The sequence below is a fragment of the Rossellomorea sp. GQ25 genome (assembly GCF_059758515.1).
Window position 1 is genome coordinate 129,806 of sequence record NZ_JCAXEQ010000007.1, and the last position, 17,272, is coordinate 147,077.

Sequence of the window (17,272 nt, forward strand, 5' to 3'; positions counted from 1 at the left end):
GAAGTTTTCTCTGTCCTTGCACCTGAAAGTTTACCGAAGAACGGCTTTCCCCTTTGGTGGTTTCCGGTATGGAAACACTCTCCAGAGTTGCGTCCAACAAGAGTCTTTTTGCCTGAGAGATTCACACTTAAACGTGCTTGCTCCTTCGGCGCTGTATGCACAGTCTCTCCCCTTGTTATCATTCGCCAATATTCCTTGAAACAATTGGTCATACTAGAAATATACAGAAGAAATGTTGTAAATGTGAATGTTCGGATTTTCGAGTTTTTCTAACATTAGAAAATCTATTTTCATCCTACCATTAAATACGAGGATTGAGCAATCATTTTTATTAGAATTAAGGAGATGTTTTTCAGATGAATGTTGAGGTTTTATTTGATGAAGAATGGGGCGAGGGTCTCGAGAATTTAATTGATAACGATGGCCCATGGGGAAATTGGGAGCTTTATAAGCTGGCCATCGAATTTGAACATCATCTCGCAATCCCGAACTTTGAAGGCCTGCAAGCTCCAAAACATTTGGCAAATGTCACTCCTCTCCCCCATCAGCTTGAAGCAGCAAAGCAGGTTGTCGAAACGATGAACGGAAAAGCGATTCTTGCAGATGAGGTCGGCTTAGGTAAAACCATTGAAGCAGGATTAATATTGAAAGAATACATGATTAGAGGATTAGTTAAGAAAGTATTAATATTGGTTCCAGCATCCCTGGTCTCTCAATGGGCCTATGAATTAAACAGTAAGTTTTTCATCCCGGCTGTCCCGCAACGAAAAAGTTACGTATGGGATCAGTGCGATATTGTCGTATCATCCATGGATACGGCTAAGCGAAGCCCTCATCGAGAAAAGGTGTATGAACAGGACTATGATTTGGTTATTATCGATGAAGCTCACAAACTAAAAAATCATAAAACAAAAAACTATGAATTTGTTCAAAACTTAAAGAAGAAATTCTGCTTATTGCTGACGGCCACACCTATTCAAAATCGCGTCGAAGAGATTTTTCATCTTGTTTCTCTCCTTAAGCCGGGGCATCTCGGAAATGAATCCGGGTTTTCTGATAGATATAAAAAAGGAGATCGAACTCTTCAAGAGGATGAACATTTAAAGAGCCTCATTAACAAAGTGATGATTCGTAATAGACGTAGCGATACGGGTATAGAATGGACAAAACGACACGTTAAGACTGTCTTAATCGATTTTAGCGAAGCCGAAAGAGATCTATATAACAGCATCGATTTGCTTAGAGGGAACTATGATGACTGGGCTAATTCAAGCTCCTTCTCTCTATTAACACTTCAAAGAGAAGCATGCAGTTCTCGTGAAGCAGTATTTTACACTCTCAAAAACATGCTTGAGAAGAAAGAAGCTCCGACTTCTGGTTTTGAGAATACAATTGGCACTCTCATGAAAAAAGTAGAAAACGTGACAATGAACTCCAAGGCTCAGAAAGCACTGGAAATTGTCCAATCAATCAATGATAAGGTGATTATATTTACAGAGTACCGGGCGACACAGCTCTATCTGCAATGGTTCTTAAAACAGCATGGAATAAGCTCCGTACCGTTCCGAGGTGGATTTAAGCGCGGGAAAAAGGATTGGATGCGTGAACTCTTTCAAAAGCATGCACAGGTGTTAATTGCTACTGAGGCCGGAGGGGAAGGAATCAACCTTCAATTCTGCCATCACGTGATCAACTTTGACCTGCCATGGAATCCTATGAGGTTAGAGCAGCGAATCGGTCGTGTTCACCGTCTCGGACAGACAGAGGATGTTCATATCTACAATTTCGCTACCAGAAACACGGTCGAAGAACATATATTAAAGCTTCTTTATGAAAAAATTAATCTCTTTGAACGTGTAATCGGACAATTGGATGAAATCCTGACCCGCCTGGATTTCCGTGACTTCGAAGAGCATGTAACCGATATTCTTTCTTCATCCAGAACGGAAGGGGAAATGAAGATTAAAATGGAGAATTTAACGAGTATGATTCAATTTGCCGAACAATTAAAGGAGGAGAAATCAAATGCAGCAGCACGAAATTCATCGATTTCTTGAGAGATACTTCGTGGCTAATGGATGTGACCTGGTTGCGAACGGAGACGGACATATGACCGTCCAGCTCACTATTGATTTGGATAAGGAGCTGATGAACCGTCCGTTCTACTGGCACTACCTTGAGAAAACGGGAGGTATCCCAAATCCAATGACATTATCCCTTATTACGAATCCAGATAAAGCACCTGAAGACTTAAAAGGAGAACCTATACACTTTGGTTCTCCGCGGTTACACCAAATCTTCCATTCAACACGAAATTTAGCAGGGTATATACGGTTGTTCGAAAACCGGCACACACCAAGTGGTCAACAAACCCCACTGCATCCATGGCTGGCGCTGAATATCAAAATTTCGTATCAATCCAATCGAAAGAAAGACAGCATTCGAAGTATCGGATTAAACCTGATCAATGGAGTCATTCAGGAAAACTTTCATTCGTCATTGATGTCCAGAAACCTGACACCTAAGATTCCTGATTTCTCGTTCACATTGACACCAATCATTAAACCGAAAAGCGGAGTGAACCGCATTCAAACATTTCTATATGAAGAAATCAAAAAAGAACCTGTTGAATGGGCTGAGCAGGCACGAAAGACGTGGGAGGAAGATTTACAGTTATTGAATCACTTTTATGGAGATCAAGAGGAAAAGCCCGAATCCTATTTCTTGGAACAACAAGCATTGAAAGAGCAGTATGAGCCTAAGATCTCCATTGATATCATCAATGGCGGGATTTTTTATTTACAGCATTCTAGTTAACCGGTAAACGGAGTAAGTGCATCACACACTTACTCCGTTTAACTTCATAAAAAAAGACTGCCAAAAGGCAGCCATTATCTATCCTATTTATTTTTCTTAAACATGATCATGAAAGCATATGGGATGATCCCGAACCAGCGAAATAAGAATGGTTCTCGCTCATTCTTCCGTTGCTTCTTTATACTTTTACGCTCATGAGGTGATTTTTCATAATGTTGTACAAATGTTTGTGTTATGAATTTAACATAATCATTCACTGACATAAAAGCACCACCTCCCGCTTTTATCAGTATGCCCGGGAAAAGGTAATTTATACAGCCTCATTCTCAAGGTGAGGGAGAATTGCTTCCATTATCTCTTCTACTGTTTTATTTTCTGTATAAATGGTAATGGAACTCCCACTTTCATATAACGGTAAGCGGCGCTGGAATAAATTCAATAAAGTGTCTTTTGAATTTTGTTGCACAAGAGGACGTTCACCATCCCCTTCTAAACGGGACCATAATACATCAAAAGGACAAGTTAGATGGAATACAAAGTCCTGATGTCGTAAGATCTCCCGGTTCTCTTCTCTTTCAATCACTCCCCCACCCGTAGTGATAATCGCTTGCTTGTTGGCTAACTTAAGGAGCACCTTGTTTTCCAAATCCCTGAAATATTGTTCTCCCTGCTGATCAAAGATTTCTTTAATGGATCTTTTCTCTCTATCCTCAATGTAACTGTCCATATCAATGACCGGTAGATTCAGTACTTCCCCAAGACGTTTCCCAATCGTTGTTTTTCCTACTCCCATAAATCCAATTAAGACAATCGGTTTCATATTCTACTCCCAACTTATAATGTGTTTTTTTCCCTATTATACACAACCGTCGTTGGAAGAAAAACCTTCTCATCCCGTTTGAATGTCACTTCCAAGCGCATTTCTTCCGAGTTGACCATTTCGCTGTGTGTCACGATTTCACCATAATTCCCTTTCAATTGTTTGTAAGTAAGCATCCCACTCTCCATCTCCAACAGGATCGCATGGGACACACTCACGTTTCTTTCATGAATGCCTTTCATATTTGTTAAGTATAGATATTTACTAATAAAAAGATCCTTTGCCGCAAATCCTATAGATAAAACAATCATTAGAAGCAATAAAGTATAGGGGAATATGAACCCCTTATTGTTAAGGCATTCCTTCTCCTTGTTCGGTTGAAAAGTAAAAGAATTCACCCTCCACTTTTTCTCCACCAACAAACTCCAAATCCATATGCACTCCCTGGATAATGGAAGCAAAGCTAAATGAATCCACTGACTGTAGAACAACTTCATGCCCTTGATTATTTACCCTCCTTCGAATAGAATGATTATACTTTTCATACGAAATGGATTCACCACTCACCAGAAAAGAGATTTTATCTGGCGTGATCACTACACTTTGCCCTCTCCATAATTCATGCCTCAAGCTTTCATTGAATAAATTCCATTCATAATAATGTGGAGGAACCATATCATTTTTAATTGTAGTGAAACCCTTCATGATGAGAGGAATGCATAGTGAAATCATGCAAAATACTGTTAAGCTTAACAGAGCCTCGATTAATGTATATCCTTTGTTATTCAGCCTTTGAGATACAGACTTCACGGGGATCCGCACCTCTTTTATGATATTGAACACACGCTTCTTCATTGCCTCCCCCTTTCCAATCGAGCTCATATCTAACTCCCTTATACATTCTTGAATGATCCACATATTCGTGACTGACGATTGCCTTCTCCACCCCTTCTTCAAGAAATTTCAAAGCCTCCACTTCATGCTGAAGTCGTTGAAGTTGAGAAGCATAGTGGATGAGAAAAGGTATAAATACGCCTGATATCATAAGGATGCAACTGAAGGCAATAAGGGTTTCCGGCAGTGAGAAACCTTTAGTATTCTTGTACATAAAATCTCCCTTGCCCAATTTGAAACGTTAGCTGAATCATGGTATCCCCCATTTTAAAGTTCAGCTTGCCGAATCCGTTTGTATTTCCATTCGGGTAGAATGTGATGTCTTCCAAGCTGTTTATTGATGTAATCTGAATGGAAGATGAAATCTCTCTTGAGACGATCGTTTGTCTAGTAGTGGTTTTCGCAACGTATTTATTTGTTATCGGGTAAAAAGTCACGGTAATGGGAACTTGATGTCTAATGCTGTGGCTTTGGATCTGATAGAGGTCTGATTGGAGCTGGGAAAGGAATAGGTCCTTTTCGTTATGTTCTTTCATGGGTAGGATGGAAAAGCTGACCCATGAGAGAAGGGTCGTGAAAATCAATAAGACGAAAAGTATCTCGATGAGGGTATAACCTGCTTCCCCATTTATTTCTTCATTAATTAGAGGTTACCTTCCCTTCGGCATCAATGGTAATTGCGCTTCCGTCGGGGCAGGCTTTATAATCCTCATTTAAATACCCATCTGTGACGAGCGTATCTATGGTGACCGGAAGCGCATTCCCTTCCATTTTGTAGGCTTCAACCTGGCCTTCCACCATGTGAACAAATGCTTCGCAGCCTTTGGAGTTAATTGAATTGCTTTGGTTGGTGACGTTGGGTATCGTAATAAAAAGCAATACAGATATGACTAATAATACAATCATCATCTCGATTAGAGTAAAGCCTCTTTCGTTTTTGAACATGGTGTTCCTCCTTGGGTTTTGGGTATTAGTTACTGGTGTGACTGTGGTGTACGACGATTTTGCATTTAATTAGCTGTTATCTCAAGGTATTCCCAGGTATTGGCTTTTTTCAGATATTTTTCTAAATCCCCTGCATCATCTGAAATAACGGCATCATAATGGAGAAGTAGATCGCCATGATGAATAGACCTACAAAAGTAAAAATCATGGGCTGAATATATTTAAGCAATGCATTGGTTTTCTCCTCTAATTCTTGAAAGCATATTTCGCTATAAAGTCGCAGTTCTTCAGCTAATCGTCCATTGGATTGCCCGTGATGGACAACGATGGATAACTCTTTTTGAAAAAACGGGAGCGAAGAGAAGCATTCATGAAATGGCTTCCCTTCTTTTAATCCTTTGATCAATCTTTTTGAAATGAATTGTAGAGTTGGTCGGAAGGATTGACTTTCGATGATGAGAAGGGACTCTGTAATGGATACTCCGCTTGTCAGCAGGAAACTTAATTCTCTGGCAAAAAAGTGAGAATGACCAAGCTTGAAATAAGTAGAGAGATAAGGAAATCGACAAAAAGCAGCAGACACTTTAACAGGAGATATCCTTTTTTTATACAGAAATAAGATTATGGTGATGAAAAAAAGTGATAGTGAAAATATACTGAAAATCACTGGGAATCTTTCGATGAAGTGCAGGAGGTACAATAGATTCGCTGAAGGTTCATATCCGATAGAAGTATACAGAGACTGAAATCTTGGAAATAGCACTGTTCGAAGTAAGACCATCATTAAAATCGAGACGAAGATGAGCATTAATGGATACTGAATGACTTGTTGTATTTTCTGTTGGTTTTTCCTTCTTTTTATCAGATAGTTTCCCGCCTCTGATAGAGTGTGGCCCATTTGACCATGATGCTCGGCGAAATAAATTTGTGCACTGACGTGACTTGGGATATTTAGCTGTTTATTGATGACCGAAGAGACGGACTCTCCTTTTTGCAACGATCCAATCATTCTCTTTTTTAATTTAATCGTATTCTTTTCTTTAGGGAGCAAGAGAAAATCGATGGCTTCTGAAAAACTATAGCCCTTTTGGAGGAGGTCTCCCAGTCTTTTAAGAAACTTACCTTGATCATCGCTTTTCTTCATGAACCCATTTCCTATATTCAAGTTCTGAAACAAATCCTAGTGCCACCCCCTTATTGATTAAAGTCTGGAGTGTATGGTACTGATGTCGCGCTTTTTCACCTTTCGCCTCTTTCAGCACCTCCTTCAAAGCACTTCCGGTCACAATTTCATATACAGATGCCATGTTCAGAGTTTTAACTCGATGGCATTTCCCACCACACTCTGCTTTGCAAACCGGACACACTAACCTTAGTAATCTCTGGGCTGAAACGGCCAGCAGTGTCTGTTCAATGTCATGCCACTCAACTCCTAATTCCATTAAACGATAGATCGCCCCTTTTGCATCTTTCGTATGCATCGTTGAAATTACCAAATGACCTGTTAAGCTCGCCCTTATTGCAATCTCCGCCGTTTCCCGATCCCGTATCTCCCCCACCATGATAATATCCGGGTCGTGCCGTAAAATCGCTTTCAAGCCGGTGGAATACGTTATCCCGGCTTTTTCATTCACTTGTATCTGTACCATATCCTCATGCATCTTCTCCACGGGATCTTCCAGTGTGATCACATTGCGGTTCAAGGCTGCCGAACAATGGTGAACAAGGGAATACAAAGTCGTTGTTTTCCCACTGCCAGTCGGTCCTGTGAACAAAATGAGACCATGAGAATACATAAGTAGAGCAAGTAATTTTTTTGCAGAGGAAGGATATAGTGATATTTTTTCAATTGGTATTTGATATTTTTGTGGGAGTATTCGAATGACGAGACTTTCTTTTAAATGAGTCGTTGGTAAAGTAGAAATTCTGAGAGATAGGGGGGTGTTTCGGACGGTAAGGCTAAAGGAGCCACTTTGAGGTTTTCGTTTTTCTCCAATGTCCATGGAGGCCATGAACTTTAAATGGGCAATTAATCGTTCTGCCTGATCCGAGTCAATGGTCTGGAATGGAACCAATGCTCCCAGCTTCCTGAATTGAATCAAGTAATCTTTGGTTCTGGGTATTACATGAACATCTGTCGCATCACTGCTGAAAGCTTCTCCAATCATTGCTTCCGATAGGGATTCTACTGAGTGAAATATAAATTGGCACCGCCTTTCTGTTTTCCTAACTTAAGATATACGACATTAATTTACAAAATCCTTCTTTTTCTTGAAATTTTTTCTCACTAAATACTTATTGGAATATTCAAAGGGAAAACTCCTTTTGAAATCATTTCTTCCATTCTCAAACCCGACACCAGTCATTCACAGTTTCTCCCCTCGCCCATATACATAAAAAGAATAAATTTCATAAAATCGAAAGTGGTGACGATATCACGTGAGTAAATACATAGATTACACCTCTCCGGAAGCACAATTCTCTTTTGATGTTAATAAAAGTCCCTTATTTAAAAAAGACAATCAAAATTTAATAAATATCTTAGGGGTAAATCAGTTGAATACGTTGGATAACTCTTCCCTTCTTGATATCTATTTAAGTAAACATAATTTTGTGGAACCTCACTACCATCAGAACGCAGCTGAACTGGTCTATTGCATATCTGGTGGAGCTACCGTTTCCATGCTCAATCCATATACGAAACAAATACTGAATTACCGCATTTCTCCAGGACAGGTGGCCAATGTCCCACAAGGCTGGTGGCATTATGAGGAAGCAACCCAAGATCAAACTCACCTATTGGCCATTTTTAATGCGCCTACTCCGGAAGTAATATTAGGTTCAGATATCTTAAAGTTCACCCCTCCAAGTGTCATGGGTACAATTATTGCATGGATGAGAGTGCGTGGATCAAAACGACAGAAAAGGTGAAACCAAGTACTTACATTGGTCCGGGTTGCTTAGAACCTCAAAGGCATTCATCTAAACGACAGTGCCATTTCGCCTATTCACCATACCACTCTCAATACCAGCCAAACCTATATTATTATCGTCAGTGCATTCCAAAAACCATTTAGAAAGCGGGAGGGAACTTTTTATAAAAACAAATGAATAGAATTTTAAAATACAACCATACTATATTTTGTAAAGACAATCCAATGGGCTATAGCCAAGCGGTAAGGCATCGCACTTTGACTGCGACATGCGTTGGTTCGAATCCAGCTAGCCCAGTTAAAAAAGCCATTGAAAACGGCAGGCACTTTTCACATTAAGTAGACTAAACTAATAAGAGGATATTTATGTTCAATATATGAGCATATATCCTCTTTTTTCATACAAATTAGCTTATTAATTAGATATTGAAAATATAGTCTAATATGTTTATGATAAACAAGAACATATGTTCGGTTTGAGAGAGATGGAGGACGTAGCCCACAGCGGGAGGCGTAGTGAGGTCTTTAGACCGAGCGTTATATGGATTTTTGGGAGGTGGATATTATGAGGGTACAAGAAGTTCTCATTGAGAATAACGACAAGAGATACATATTACTGGATCGAGATGGATTCCCTCTAATGCCAGTTATGAAATATATATAAAGCATTTAGATATTTCAGGAAAAAGCCCTAATACTCAGAAGAAACTGATAAAGATCACAAGTATATTAGGTTAGAAGATTTAGTAGAGTTTGTGGGGTGGTTAAGAAGTCCTTATGAAAGTTCAAAAGTCACTCCATTTCACCAAGAGAAAGCAAAGCGAACGGAAAAAACAATTAATCTTACAATTACAGTTATAGCAAACTTCTATGATTACCTCTACCGAAATGAAGATGTACAAAACGATATGATGGAAAAGTTAATGAAACAAGTATTTACAGGAGGTTTCTCACGTTACAAAAAGTTCTTACATCATGTAAATAAGGACAGCAATCAATCAAAAACATACTGAAATTAAAAGAGCCACGCAAAAAAGTAGATACACTTACAAAAGAACAAGTAAAGCAAGTATTAAAAGCAACCACTAATATACGAGATAAGTTCTTAATCCAATATATTTTCGTTCGATATCGTGGTCAACGCAAAGGGAAACCATTTACTCAAAGTTTTTTCAAGATCAACTAAATATATTAGCAAAGCAAAAGAACATTAACGATGAAAATGGGAACTTATTTCATTTCAAAGCTCACCAATTCCGACACACCTATGGTGTAAAAATGTTAAATGGTGGTGCAGATATTCTTACAGTACAAGAGTTATTGGCTCACGCATCTCCCGAAATGACATTAAGATATGCCAAACTATTAGATGATACGAAAAGAAAAGTGTTTGAATCAGTGATAAAGCAAGGAGTTTTTAGTTTTGACTTAAACGGTGATGTACAAGAAATTAAAGCAGGAGAATAAATACAAACAGAAATATTAGATGCCTTATGGCAAGATCACAAGTTAAATGCGATGGACAACCCTTATGGAACGTGTCACGCTCGTTTGAATGGAAATTGTCCTCATATGGAAGCACCACCATGTCTAGCTTGTGGTGATAATCACACCCCATGTAAAGACTTAGCAGTAGGGTTTTCAGAATTAGATAAACAAAAGTATGAACTTCACATAAAAAGCAATTGAAATAGCAAAACAACGGGGCCGAAAAGATATTGCGGAGAAAAACACAAAGACTCTACAACGTTACCAGAACATTTTAAATACTCTCCAAGAGGGAAATGTTATCTTTGGTAGACAAGATCGGATGAAACGAAAGTTAGGTGTTAAAAATGGCCGAATATGACCGTTCTGCACATTTGAAAGCGATTCATGCCAACCGTAAGGCTAACACCTATCAGAAGGTGGATGAAGCCATTAAAAGGCTTATAAAGGCTAATGAAAAAATAAACTTTAACAGTGTGTCCAGTGAAGCTAATGTATCAAAAGCAACACTCTATAACAACAAGGACTTCCGTACGAGGATCGAAACATTACGAGAATAGCAATCCCCAAACAAGTGAAACGAGAAATGAACGAAAGCAATAAGGATGCCCTTATCGCCCCTCTAAAAAGGAAGAACAAAAAATTGGAGGAAGAGAACAAGCAACTTAGAGAACATTTAAAAGTAGCTTATGCAGATGTTACAAAAAGTTATGAAGGAGAACGTTGTTCCCTCCTCTTCCTCACTACCGAAGCATAGTCGAAGAATCCTGATTGATTTTTGTTCAGCAAACGGGCCAGATTGTGGAGTAACTCTTTTATTACGTAGTAGACCCAAAATGTGCAACTAACTTAATTATAAATACTATGAAACACAAGAAAAAAATAGCCTACATTTCATTAGTATGTAGGCTAGGGAAGATGAGTTAATCTGTAATTAATTTTGAATAAATACTTAGATCAATAAACTTTCCTTTTGATTTTTCGCACTTTCTCATTGTTCCTTCGAATGTAAAGTTTAACTTTTGTAAGACTTTTATCGAATTGATGTTTTCAGGTTCAACTTTTGCTTCTATTCTATTGAATTTTAATGAATTAAACGCATAATCCGTTAAAGAGAAAATGGCTTCTGGAGCGTATCCCTTGCCCCAAAAAGCTTTACTAATATCGTAACCGATTTCTACTTTGGCGTTTTCGAAATCTAAAGAATTATAACCACAAGAACCGATAATTTCATTCGATTCTAATTCAATTATTGAATAACGAACAGCTTTGTTTTCCTGTGATAACTTATCAAGTAATTCAATCATATCTTTTGCTTGACTTTTATCAGTGAAACTATTGATGTTCATAAACTTTGTAACTTCTGGATCAGACCAAATTTTAAACAAGTTTGCCGAGTCTGATGTTTTCATTTTTCTTAGAAATAATCTTTCGGTGTATAGTTCTTTAATCAATATTTTTACCTCCGTTATATTTTTATTTTGGGGTTAAGATATTGATATCTGCGCATAGTTCAATCCCTTCATGTTTCAAGATAGTTTTATTATACAAGTTATAAAGGATGAAGCAAGAATGTTTTAAAGATTTGGTTATGTCACAGTACGACGATATTATGTAGTAGCTTATTCCAGAAAAGGGCGCAATTGCTGCAGATGGTTATTACATATGAAATTGGATTTAATTTGATATTGTAGAAAGAGGCTGGCTCTTTGAAGTACATAGAATGTGGAATCGGAAATAAATGGCTAGTAAGAACTGAAACAGAAATGGAAGATGGTACAGAATTTGAAGATAAAGGGATTATTGGACCAATTAAGTTCCAGTCAATATACATAAGGTTGTGGATAGGAAAAACAGTTTTAGTTTTAGTTTTAGACTCTAAAGATGGATTAAAGCGTATGAAGAAAAAACGGAAAGAATTTAAACTAATTTTGGGTATTGTCAGTCTTTAAGAGTATTCTACAATCGGGAGTTTTTGTTAAATATCTGACGTATGGATATTTAAGAACGATCTTCCATTAAAGGGCGCGATTGTGGAATAGAAGTAAAAGATCGATACATATTAGTCATGTCTAATATGTATCGATCTTTATTTTTTATGGCTTTTTACAATATAGGTCTTGATCAAAGTGCCTGCCGTTTTCAATCTAACCAATGTATTTTTATTAGCTGCTTTTCTTTAACGATCTGTTCTTGTTCGCAAGGCCTTGTAATCCCTCTGGATTGTAGCCGACCACCAGCTTTTTACCGTCTGTTAGCAAGGGTCTGCGGAGAAGTTTTGGCTCTTCAATAATTAATTTAATCACTTCTGATAGAGGTAAATCGTTCACATCTTTACCTAAGTCTTTGAAGGTTTGGCTTCTTGTCGCCAATATTTCATCGAGTCCATCGGTTGTTAGGGTTAGAAGCTCCATCAGTTCTTTATGTGTAGGTTTCTCTCTGAATAGATGTCTTTCATCAAAATCAACGGAATGGGCAGTTAACCATTTTTTGGCTTTTCGGCAAGAGGTACAGCTTGGATAAGTAAAAAATGTCAGGTTATTCACTTTCATGACCTCCTTAAATTTAAACTTGCTTGTTTATGAGTCATTAAACATATTGTACATTATTTGTATAACTTTTGTGTATTTATATCCCTTGAGAATTTGTGAACTTTTTATAAACACTGAATTAATCAAGCTATAATAGGCTTTCCATTCATATCCATTCTTTTTCTTGAGGCTTATAATGGAGTTATTAACCACAAAATTGAGGTGTTTCATGAATGGATATGACACTGAAGGTTACAAGCGTACTTTCAGACCCGACCCGGTATTCCATTTACTTGTACATTAGTAAGAGAAAACATGAGCTTTCAGTTCAAGACATCGCCGAAGAGTTTCATATTCACCCGAATGTTGCCCGTCTACACCTATCAAAGCTTGAAGAAATTCGAGTGTTGCAATCAGAATATGTAAAGACCGGCAAAGGCGGGAGGCCAGGCAAACGATATATCCCTTCTGAAGAAGTCGTGCAGTTATCATTTCCTCCTCGTGACTTCCGTTTACTTAGTGATCTCACCCTCTCCTCAATAGCTAAGCTGGGAGAAGAAGGTTTTAGGGTTCTGGTGGAGACAGGATATGAGTACGGTAAAGGCTTGGTGGACCACTACCTTGAAAGCCATAACCTATCCTTAGTTGAGGTAACTCAAGCTGAAAAGTTGCATGTTTTATCAGAAATTGCCAAATCGATCGGCTTAACTTTAGATGAGTCAATCAGTGATAAAGGTCAAGTTAAGTTCCACTATGATCATTGCCCTTTGAATGAAAATGCTCAGCTGGAACCCGTGTTCATATGCGGTTTACACAACGCATTATTAAAAGGAATGTTTGAAACTCTATACTCTGTGGAAGAATTTAAACAAGAAGAAAATATGATAAATGACTGTTCCACGTGTAGATATCACGTAATCGTCACAAACTAAAAGCAAACGGATATTTACTTTTATGGTAGTATTCATTTATAATATTGAATGATGGACTTAGGGTGCAAAGGAGGGTTACATATGGATCGTATGTTTAGAGTTCTTGGATTTTGGACTGGTATTTTTGCTGTAATGTTCTATCTTGGTGATATGACCACGACATCATTAATCTTTTTAGGCCAAACAGGATTCTTCATTATGCTTAGCTATTTAAAACTGTCCGAACGTATGTATATTTACATTTTCGGTGCTTACTTAACAGTGTTCTTTGCTGGATTTACTTATTGGACGACCTTTATGATGACTCCGGGTGCAGGAGGACACTAAAAAAATTCCCTTTAGCTTATGGCTAAAGGGAATTTTTTTGTGCATGTTAAAATCCATTTAAAAATGGATTTGAATCCATCTCATCTTCAATCGATGTTTCCGGACCGTGACCAGGTAGAACCGTCGTAGTCTCAGGCAACGTTAACAACTTTTCATGAATGCTTGCCAGCAGCTCTTTATGATTTCCTCCAGGCAAATCGGATCGCCCGATACTGCCCATAAATAACGTATCTCCTGCTAATACGATTCCACTTTCTTGTACATAATAAGAAATACTACCAGGTGAATGACCAGGTGTTTCAAATAATTGCAGCTGAAAATCACCAATGGTCAGGTGTTTTTCATTAGTTAATATGTAATCAGCAGGCTTAAGTCGGATCAGATCACCCATCATGAATAATTGAGATCCGTTTAATGAAGGATCCAATAACCACTTCGCTTCTTTCTCGTGAACATATACGGGAATGCTAAAGTTGTCACGTACTTGATCAACTGCTCCAATATGATCAAAATGAGCATGGGTAAGGAGAATGGCTAACGGAGTTAACGAATGATTCTCTAACCACTGAATCAGCTTATCCCCTTCTCCACCCGGATCCACGACCAAGCATTCATTTTTTGTGTTCCATAGAATATAGCAGTTGGTTTGTAAAGGGCCTAACGGAATTTGTTTCCACTGCAACGTCTCCACCTCCAAATGTGATACTATTATTGTAGCAGAACTTATCCCCTCATAAAACATGGTGGATAAAGCGCCACGGAAGTGTCAAATTTTTGACCTCGACAAACAGAGGAAAAAAATATAAAATGTTAATGAGTGCATTTATGTACATATGGTTATTAGGTAGTAAAACGCATTTTAATGAAAGGGGTCATATAAATGGGTCTTGTAATTATTACAGCATTGGTTACATTATTAGCTTTGTTTGCGGTAGTAAGCACTTTCAAAAACAAGAACGCTATGGGAATTCTTTTCTCACTGGCAACATTAGGTGTTTTTGGTTGGTTTACAATTATGACTGTCCTTCACTCTGGTTACCCAGGTGGGCATTAATTAAACAAATGAATCATCATAAAAAAGCCTTCCGTTTCATGACGGAAGGCTTTTTTATGATGGATCTTTTCGTAAAGTTTGTGGCTATCTTAGAGAAGAAAGTAGTAGTTGATTTCCGCTCAGGAGGCTCGGCCGAACGCTAGCTGCAAGCGAAGCAGTTCCCCTCACCATCCAGCACATACTGATTGACAGAGCTCAAGCAGACCTTATGAAAAAACCAACAATCTTTACGAAAAGAGCCTTTACTTTTGATTAGGGTACTCGAAAGTTATGTAGGCACTAAAAAGTACCCTATAGTCAATTACAATGGGTACGTTATAATAGAAATATGTTTAAGCCGATAAGGATAATAGCCAATGTAGTAGCCTATCCTATATGGAAAGATATCGTGAGGGAACGGAGGTTTACTAATGAAAAAATATAATATACCTGTGGAGGCTTCCTTAGAAGTCATCGGGGGAAAGTGGAAAGTTGTGATTCTCTGTCATTTGATTAAAAGCAAGCGAAGAACCAGTGAATTGAAGAAACTAATGCCTGGAATCACTCAGAAAATGCTGACGCAGCAGCTAAGAGAGCTCGAAGCAGATGGAGTCATCAATAGAATTATTTACAATCAAGTTCCCCCGAAAGTAGAATACGAATTAACTGAGTATGGATGGTCGTTAAAAGGACCTTTAGATATGCTATGTGCATGGGGAGAACAGCATATTGAGAAAACGTATCCTGACAAAAGCGAAGTGTTGGTGGATAGTGAGGAAGCATAGTTCAGAAAACCAAAGGGGTGAGTATCTTTAAGATACTCACCCCTTTGGTTGCTTATCGTTCGAGTTGACGCTGTACAGAAGATAGCTTTCCTTCCATTGTCGTCTTCTTATCACGGCGATCATCAATTCGAATATTTGTTGCTACCCGTTTGATCCCCTGTTGGAAAGGCGATTCATGAATGTCTTGTATGACCTGAAACAAAACAGGAAGATCCCCCTCGATGATGGTATTCATCGGAGTTAGTTGAAAACGGATTTTCCCTTTTTCCTCATACTCTTTAAGTATTCTATGTAAGTCCGCTACATAGGAACTTACACTTGGTGATTCCGTCCCGATTGGAATGACTGTAACATCAACGATTGCCATTAAAGATCTGCTCCTTCTTCTTTCAGTAGTTGAATGATGGTTGAGTCAGTCAAATCGATTACTTTCTCAAGTTGATTTCCATATAAACAATAATCCCCATTTGGTGAACACTGAATAGGTTCTAAAGGAAGATCCTCAAAAAGAACCATTTCTCCTCCAGAAACCGTATCCCATTCTTCTAATGAGAATGTACCAGAGTAAGTATCAAAGGAACCCGGTTCATTTGCCACGAAAGTAATCAACTGACCCTTCCCTTCTATCATATCATAATGAGGAATTAACCAATCAGAATAACGACTCAACAGATCTACAGTAAATTCTGACTGAATCTCTCCATCTGAGGTAATGAATTGATACGCAAACGGACCTTCTGCTTCACGAGAAAAGATAGATAAAAGAGAATCGTTAAATTGATTGAAATGAACGCTTGAATCCACAATCATCTCCTTCCCACCATCGAGAATATTCTGGGTTATGAGTGGAGCCGCAACGCTGATTTCTTCCGTATTCCAATCTTGAAAAAGAATGGAAGATTTCGATTGCCACTGCACAAATGGCTGTTCTACTTCAATAGGATTCATTGTTCCCTCTTCTACATCAATATGAAATACTTGAAAGCTCCAATCTTCGCTGAAGCTGGTCATTAGCAAAGCACTATCATTAAACTTGTTCCATGAGTGAGTCAGTTCGTAGGATGGGATGTCTTCTTGAAATTGCACCTCTCCTGCTCTGTCTATAATCGTCACCCGGGCTGAATACGAGGCAGGTGCAGAATGAATGAGTATTTTTTCCTTATCGGGTGAAATGCTTGCACTCACAAATGATGAAGGAATACCATAGATTTTCGTATTGCTTCCATCATAGAGATTGTATATATATAACGAAGATAGACCATCATCATTTTGTACGGAAAGAATCTCTGAATCTGAAAGCCAGCCTATGTTTTCTTCAAAACTTTCATGAACAAGAGTTCCTGAAACGACTTCCTTTTTTTCAGTTTTCTCTTTCTCGGGGGGAGAAGTTTGAGTTTGTTCAGATTGACAAGCTGACAGCCACAGTATACTTAATAGAAAAAACAGCAAAACACTTACCTTTTTCTTATTCATACCCTTCTCCCTTCCCTTAATTCATTCCATAATAATTAGTACGTTTAAAAGCAGAAAATGTTTCAAAATTATTAAAAAAACATTACAAAAATTCAAAAAGTGATGACCAGATGTTCACTCACACACCATTTGGGTCATCACAACCTGTTATTCTTTAAATAGGATGATGATTTATTTTACTCCTGAATTTCACTTTCTACAATAGATATTTATGGAACCTGCCAAAAGATTTTTCGAGTCATTTTTTATGATTTAGTCGAATTTTATGGTAGTCTTGTCTCCTCTGGTCGAACA

The 17,272-nt window shown here is 38.2% G+C and carries 21 protein-coding genes, 1 tRNA gene, 4 pseudogenes and 2 riboswitches; of the genes and pseudogenes, 12 read left to right on the forward strand and 14 right to left on the reverse strand.

From position 1 onward, the window contains the following. Nucleotides 1-8: 8 nt before the first annotated feature. A riboswitch (glycine riboswitch) is annotated at nucleotides 9-87 on the reverse strand. A 3-nt stretch (nucleotides 88-90) separates the two neighbouring features. Then, a riboswitch (glycine riboswitch) is annotated at nucleotides 91-182 on the reverse strand. 174 nt (nucleotides 183-356) lie between these two features. Beyond that, complete coding sequence (locus tag AC6CIB_RS20170; protein ID WP_498283732.1) at nucleotides 357-2,057, forward strand: DEAD/DEAH box helicase; 1,701 nt, start codon at nucleotides 357-359, stop codon at nucleotides 2,055-2,057. Next, nucleotides 2,026-2,817 carry a YqhG family protein gene (locus tag AC6CIB_RS20175; protein WP_498283734.1) on the forward strand — a complete coding sequence of 264 codons (792 nt, stop codon included), beginning with the start codon at nucleotides 2,026-2,028 and terminating at the stop codon, nucleotides 2,815-2,817. The genes AC6CIB_RS20170 and AC6CIB_RS20175 overlap by 32 nt, the downstream gene beginning before the upstream one ends. A gap of 83 nt (nucleotides 2,818-2,900) precedes the next feature. On the opposite strand, the gene AC6CIB_RS20180 is transcribed toward AC6CIB_RS20175, so the two are convergent. The 9 genes from AC6CIB_RS20180 to comGA form a co-directional block, all read right to left on the reverse strand. Further along, nucleotides 2,901-3,080, reverse strand: coding sequence for a YqzE family protein (locus AC6CIB_RS20180; protein ID WP_044340022.1), 180 nt, complete (start codon nucleotides 3,078-3,080; stop codon nucleotides 2,901-2,903). 47 nt (nucleotides 3,081-3,127) lie between these two features. Next, on the reverse strand, nucleotides 3,128-3,637 hold the full coding sequence (locus AC6CIB_RS20185; RefSeq protein WP_498283736.1) for a shikimate kinase: 510 nt from the start codon (nucleotides 3,635-3,637) through the stop codon (nucleotides 3,128-3,130). A 14-nt stretch (nucleotides 3,638-3,651) separates the two neighbouring features. Further along, nucleotides 3,652-4,035, reverse strand: coding sequence for a hypothetical protein (locus AC6CIB_RS20190; RefSeq protein WP_498283774.1), 384 nt, complete (start codon nucleotides 4,033-4,035; stop codon nucleotides 3,652-3,654). After that, a complete protein-coding gene (gene comGF, locus AC6CIB_RS20195; RefSeq protein ID WP_498283738.1) occupies nucleotides 3,989-4,492 on the reverse strand; it encodes a competence type IV pilus minor pilin ComGF in 504 nt (167 codons plus the stop codon). Before comGF ends, AC6CIB_RS20190 begins: the two co-directional genes overlap by 47 nt. Beyond that, nucleotides 4,419-4,745, reverse strand: coding sequence for a hypothetical protein (locus AC6CIB_RS20200; RefSeq protein ID WP_498283740.1), 327 nt, complete (start codon nucleotides 4,743-4,745; stop codon nucleotides 4,419-4,421). The genes comGF and AC6CIB_RS20200 overlap by 74 nt, the downstream gene beginning before the upstream one ends. Then, nucleotides 4,729-5,175, reverse strand: a complete 447-nt coding sequence (gene comGD, locus AC6CIB_RS20205; RefSeq protein WP_498283770.1) for a competence type IV pilus minor pilin ComGD — start codon at nucleotides 5,173-5,175, stop codon at nucleotides 4,729-4,731. The genes AC6CIB_RS20200 and comGD overlap by 17 nt, the downstream gene beginning before the upstream one ends. After that, nucleotides 5,171-5,476, reverse strand: a complete 306-nt coding sequence (gene comGC, locus AC6CIB_RS20210; RefSeq protein ID WP_498283742.1) for a competence type IV pilus major pilin ComGC — start codon at nucleotides 5,474-5,476, stop codon at nucleotides 5,171-5,173. The genes comGD and comGC overlap by 5 nt, the downstream gene beginning before the upstream one ends. Before the next feature lie 121 nt (nucleotides 5,477-5,597). Further along, nucleotides 5,598-6,620 (reverse strand): competence type IV pilus assembly protein ComGB, encoded by a 1,023-nt coding sequence (gene comGB, locus AC6CIB_RS20215; RefSeq protein ID WP_498283744.1) that lies wholly within the window; start codon nucleotides 6,618-6,620, stop codon nucleotides 5,598-5,600. Beyond that, complete coding sequence (comGA, locus tag AC6CIB_RS20220; protein ID WP_498283772.1) at nucleotides 6,604-7,677, reverse strand: competence type IV pilus ATPase ComGA; 1,074 nt, start codon at nucleotides 7,675-7,677, stop codon at nucleotides 6,604-6,606. The genes comGB and comGA overlap by 17 nt, the downstream gene beginning before the upstream one ends. A 238-nt stretch (nucleotides 7,678-7,915) precedes the next feature. Here comGA and AC6CIB_RS20225 point away from each other — a divergent pair. The 5 genes and pseudogenes from AC6CIB_RS20225 to AC6CIB_RS20245 all read left to right on the forward strand — a co-directional run bounded on the left by AC6CIB_RS20225 (nucleotide 7,916) and on the right by AC6CIB_RS20245 (nucleotide 10,654). Next, nucleotides 7,916-8,553: pseudogene (locus AC6CIB_RS20225) on the forward strand (cupin domain-containing protein). An 82-nt stretch (nucleotides 8,554-8,635) separates the two neighbouring features. Further along, nucleotides 8,636-8,707: transfer RNA gene (locus AC6CIB_RS20230), tRNA-Gln, on the forward strand. 267 nt (nucleotides 8,708-8,974) lie between these two features. After that, a pseudogene (locus AC6CIB_RS20235) lies at nucleotides 8,975-9,532 on the forward strand (site-specific integrase); the annotation flags it as partial. Further along, nucleotides 9,524-10,258: pseudogene (locus AC6CIB_RS20240) on the forward strand (tyrosine-type recombinase/integrase); the annotation flags it as partial. The pseudogenes AC6CIB_RS20235 and AC6CIB_RS20240, both read left to right, overlap by 9 nt. After that, nucleotides 10,245-10,654 (forward strand): annotated as a pseudogene (locus tag AC6CIB_RS20245) (DUF6262 family protein). The pseudogenes AC6CIB_RS20240 and AC6CIB_RS20245, both read left to right, overlap by 14 nt. Before the next feature lie 166 nt (nucleotides 10,655-10,820). Here the strand turns inward: AC6CIB_RS20245 and AC6CIB_RS20250 are convergent. Further along, nucleotides 10,821-11,351, reverse strand: coding sequence for a GNAT family N-acetyltransferase (locus tag AC6CIB_RS20250; protein WP_498283746.1), 531 nt, complete (start codon nucleotides 11,349-11,351; stop codon nucleotides 10,821-10,823). Between the two features lie 255 nt (nucleotides 11,352-11,606). Between AC6CIB_RS20250 and AC6CIB_RS20255 the strand changes: the two genes are divergently transcribed. Continuing rightward, on the forward strand, nucleotides 11,607-11,849 hold the full coding sequence (locus AC6CIB_RS20255; RefSeq protein WP_498283748.1) for a DUF3977 family protein: 243 nt from the start codon (nucleotides 11,607-11,609) through the stop codon (nucleotides 11,847-11,849). 213 nt (nucleotides 11,850-12,062) lie between these two features. On the opposite strand, the gene mgsR is transcribed toward AC6CIB_RS20255, so the two are convergent. Further along, nucleotides 12,063-12,443, reverse strand: coding sequence for a transcriptional regulator MgsR (gene mgsR, locus AC6CIB_RS20260; RefSeq protein ID WP_498283750.1), 381 nt, complete (start codon nucleotides 12,441-12,443; stop codon nucleotides 12,063-12,065). A 218-nt stretch (nucleotides 12,444-12,661) separates the two neighbouring features. On the opposite strand from mgsR, the gene AC6CIB_RS20265 reads away from it, so the two are divergent. Together AC6CIB_RS20265 and AC6CIB_RS20270 are read left to right on the forward strand one after the other, a co-directional pair. Then, a complete protein-coding gene (locus tag AC6CIB_RS20265) occupies nucleotides 12,662-13,360 on the forward strand; it encodes a helix-turn-helix transcriptional regulator (protein ID WP_498283752.1) in 699 nt (232 codons plus the stop codon). A gap of 81 nt (nucleotides 13,361-13,441) precedes the next feature. Further along, complete coding sequence (locus tag AC6CIB_RS20270; protein WP_113970494.1) at nucleotides 13,442-13,687, forward strand: DUF2626 domain-containing protein; 246 nt, start codon at nucleotides 13,442-13,444, stop codon at nucleotides 13,685-13,687. Between the two features lie 46 nt (nucleotides 13,688-13,733). On the opposite strand, the gene AC6CIB_RS20275 is transcribed toward AC6CIB_RS20270, so the two are convergent. Continuing rightward, complete coding sequence (locus AC6CIB_RS20275; RefSeq protein WP_498283754.1) at nucleotides 13,734-14,369, reverse strand: MBL fold metallo-hydrolase; 636 nt, start codon at nucleotides 14,367-14,369, stop codon at nucleotides 13,734-13,736. A gap of 198 nt (nucleotides 14,370-14,567) precedes the next feature. Between AC6CIB_RS20275 and AC6CIB_RS20280 the strand changes: the two genes are divergently transcribed. Further along, nucleotides 14,568-14,741: a DUF2759 domain-containing protein gene (locus AC6CIB_RS20280; protein ID WP_148969664.1), complete on the forward strand. Its 174-nt coding sequence runs from the start codon at nucleotides 14,568-14,570 to the stop codon at nucleotides 14,739-14,741. Nucleotides 14,742-15,151: 410 nt separating this feature from the next. Next, nucleotides 15,152-15,505, forward strand: coding sequence for a winged helix-turn-helix transcriptional regulator (locus AC6CIB_RS20285; RefSeq protein ID WP_113970497.1), 354 nt, complete (start codon nucleotides 15,152-15,154; stop codon nucleotides 15,503-15,505). Nucleotides 15,506-15,557: 52 nt separating this feature from the next. On the opposite strand, the gene AC6CIB_RS20290 is transcribed toward AC6CIB_RS20285, so the two are convergent. Together AC6CIB_RS20290 and AC6CIB_RS20295 are read right to left on the reverse strand one after the other, a co-directional pair. Continuing rightward, nucleotides 15,558-15,872, reverse strand: coding sequence for an MTH1187 family thiamine-binding protein (locus tag AC6CIB_RS20290; protein ID WP_498283756.1), 315 nt, complete (start codon nucleotides 15,870-15,872; stop codon nucleotides 15,558-15,560). After that, nucleotides 15,872-16,978 (reverse strand): YqgU-like beta propeller domain-containing protein, encoded by a 1,107-nt coding sequence (locus AC6CIB_RS20295; RefSeq protein WP_498283758.1) that lies wholly within the window; start codon nucleotides 16,976-16,978, stop codon nucleotides 15,872-15,874. Before AC6CIB_RS20295 ends, AC6CIB_RS20290 begins: the two co-directional genes overlap by 1 nt. Nucleotides 16,979-17,272: the final 294 nt, after the last annotated feature.

Bases quoted from the DNA above. Each gene is read 5' to 3' on its own strand.
- AC6CIB_RS20180 (WP_044340022.1), bottom strand. From the start codon at position 3,080: ATGTCAGTGAATGATTATGTTAAATTCATAACACAAACATTTGTACAA.
- AC6CIB_RS20175 (WP_498283734.1), top strand. From the start codon at position 2,026: ATGCAGCAGCACGAAATTCATCGATTTCTTGAGAGATACTTCGTGGCT.
- AC6CIB_RS20270 (WP_113970494.1), top strand. From the start codon at position 13,442: ATGGATCGTATGTTTAGAGTTCTTGGATTTTGGACTGGTATTTTTGCT.
- AC6CIB_RS20285 (WP_113970497.1), top strand. From the start codon at position 15,152: ATGAAAAAATATAATATACCTGTGGAGGCTTCCTTAGAAGTCATCGGG.
- AC6CIB_RS20185 (WP_498283736.1), bottom strand. From the start codon at position 3,637: ATGAAACCGATTGTCTTAATTGGATTTATGGGAGTAGGAAAAACAACG.
- comGC (WP_498283742.1), bottom strand. From the start codon at position 5,476: ATGTTCAAAAACGAAAGAGGCTTTACTCTAATCGAGATGATGATTGTA.
- comGF (WP_498283738.1), bottom strand. From the start codon at position 4,492: ATGAAGAAGCGTGTGTTCAATATCATAAAAGAGGTGCGGATCCCCGTG.
- AC6CIB_RS20280 (WP_148969664.1), top strand. From the start codon at position 14,568: ATGGGTCTTGTAATTATTACAGCATTGGTTACATTATTAGCTTTGTTT.
- AC6CIB_RS20170 (WP_498283732.1), top strand. From the start codon at position 357: ATGAATGTTGAGGTTTTATTTGATGAAGAATGGGGCGAGGGTCTCGAG.
- AC6CIB_RS20290 (WP_498283756.1), bottom strand. From the start codon at position 15,872: ATGGCAATCGTTGATGTTACAGTCATTCCAATCGGGACGGAATCACCA.
- comGB (WP_498283744.1), bottom strand. From the start codon at position 6,620: ATGAAGAAAAGCGATGATCAAGGTAAGTTTCTTAAAAGACTGGGAGAC.
- AC6CIB_RS20200 (WP_498283740.1), bottom strand. From the start codon at position 4,745: ATGTACAAGAATACTAAAGGTTTCTCACTGCCGGAAACCCTTATTGCC.
- AC6CIB_RS20265 (WP_498283752.1), top strand. From the start codon at position 12,662: ATGGATATGACACTGAAGGTTACAAGCGTACTTTCAGACCCGACCCGG.
- AC6CIB_RS20295 (WP_498283758.1), bottom strand. From the start codon at position 16,978: ATGAATAAGAAAAAGGTAAGTGTTTTGCTGTTTTTTCTATTAAGTATA.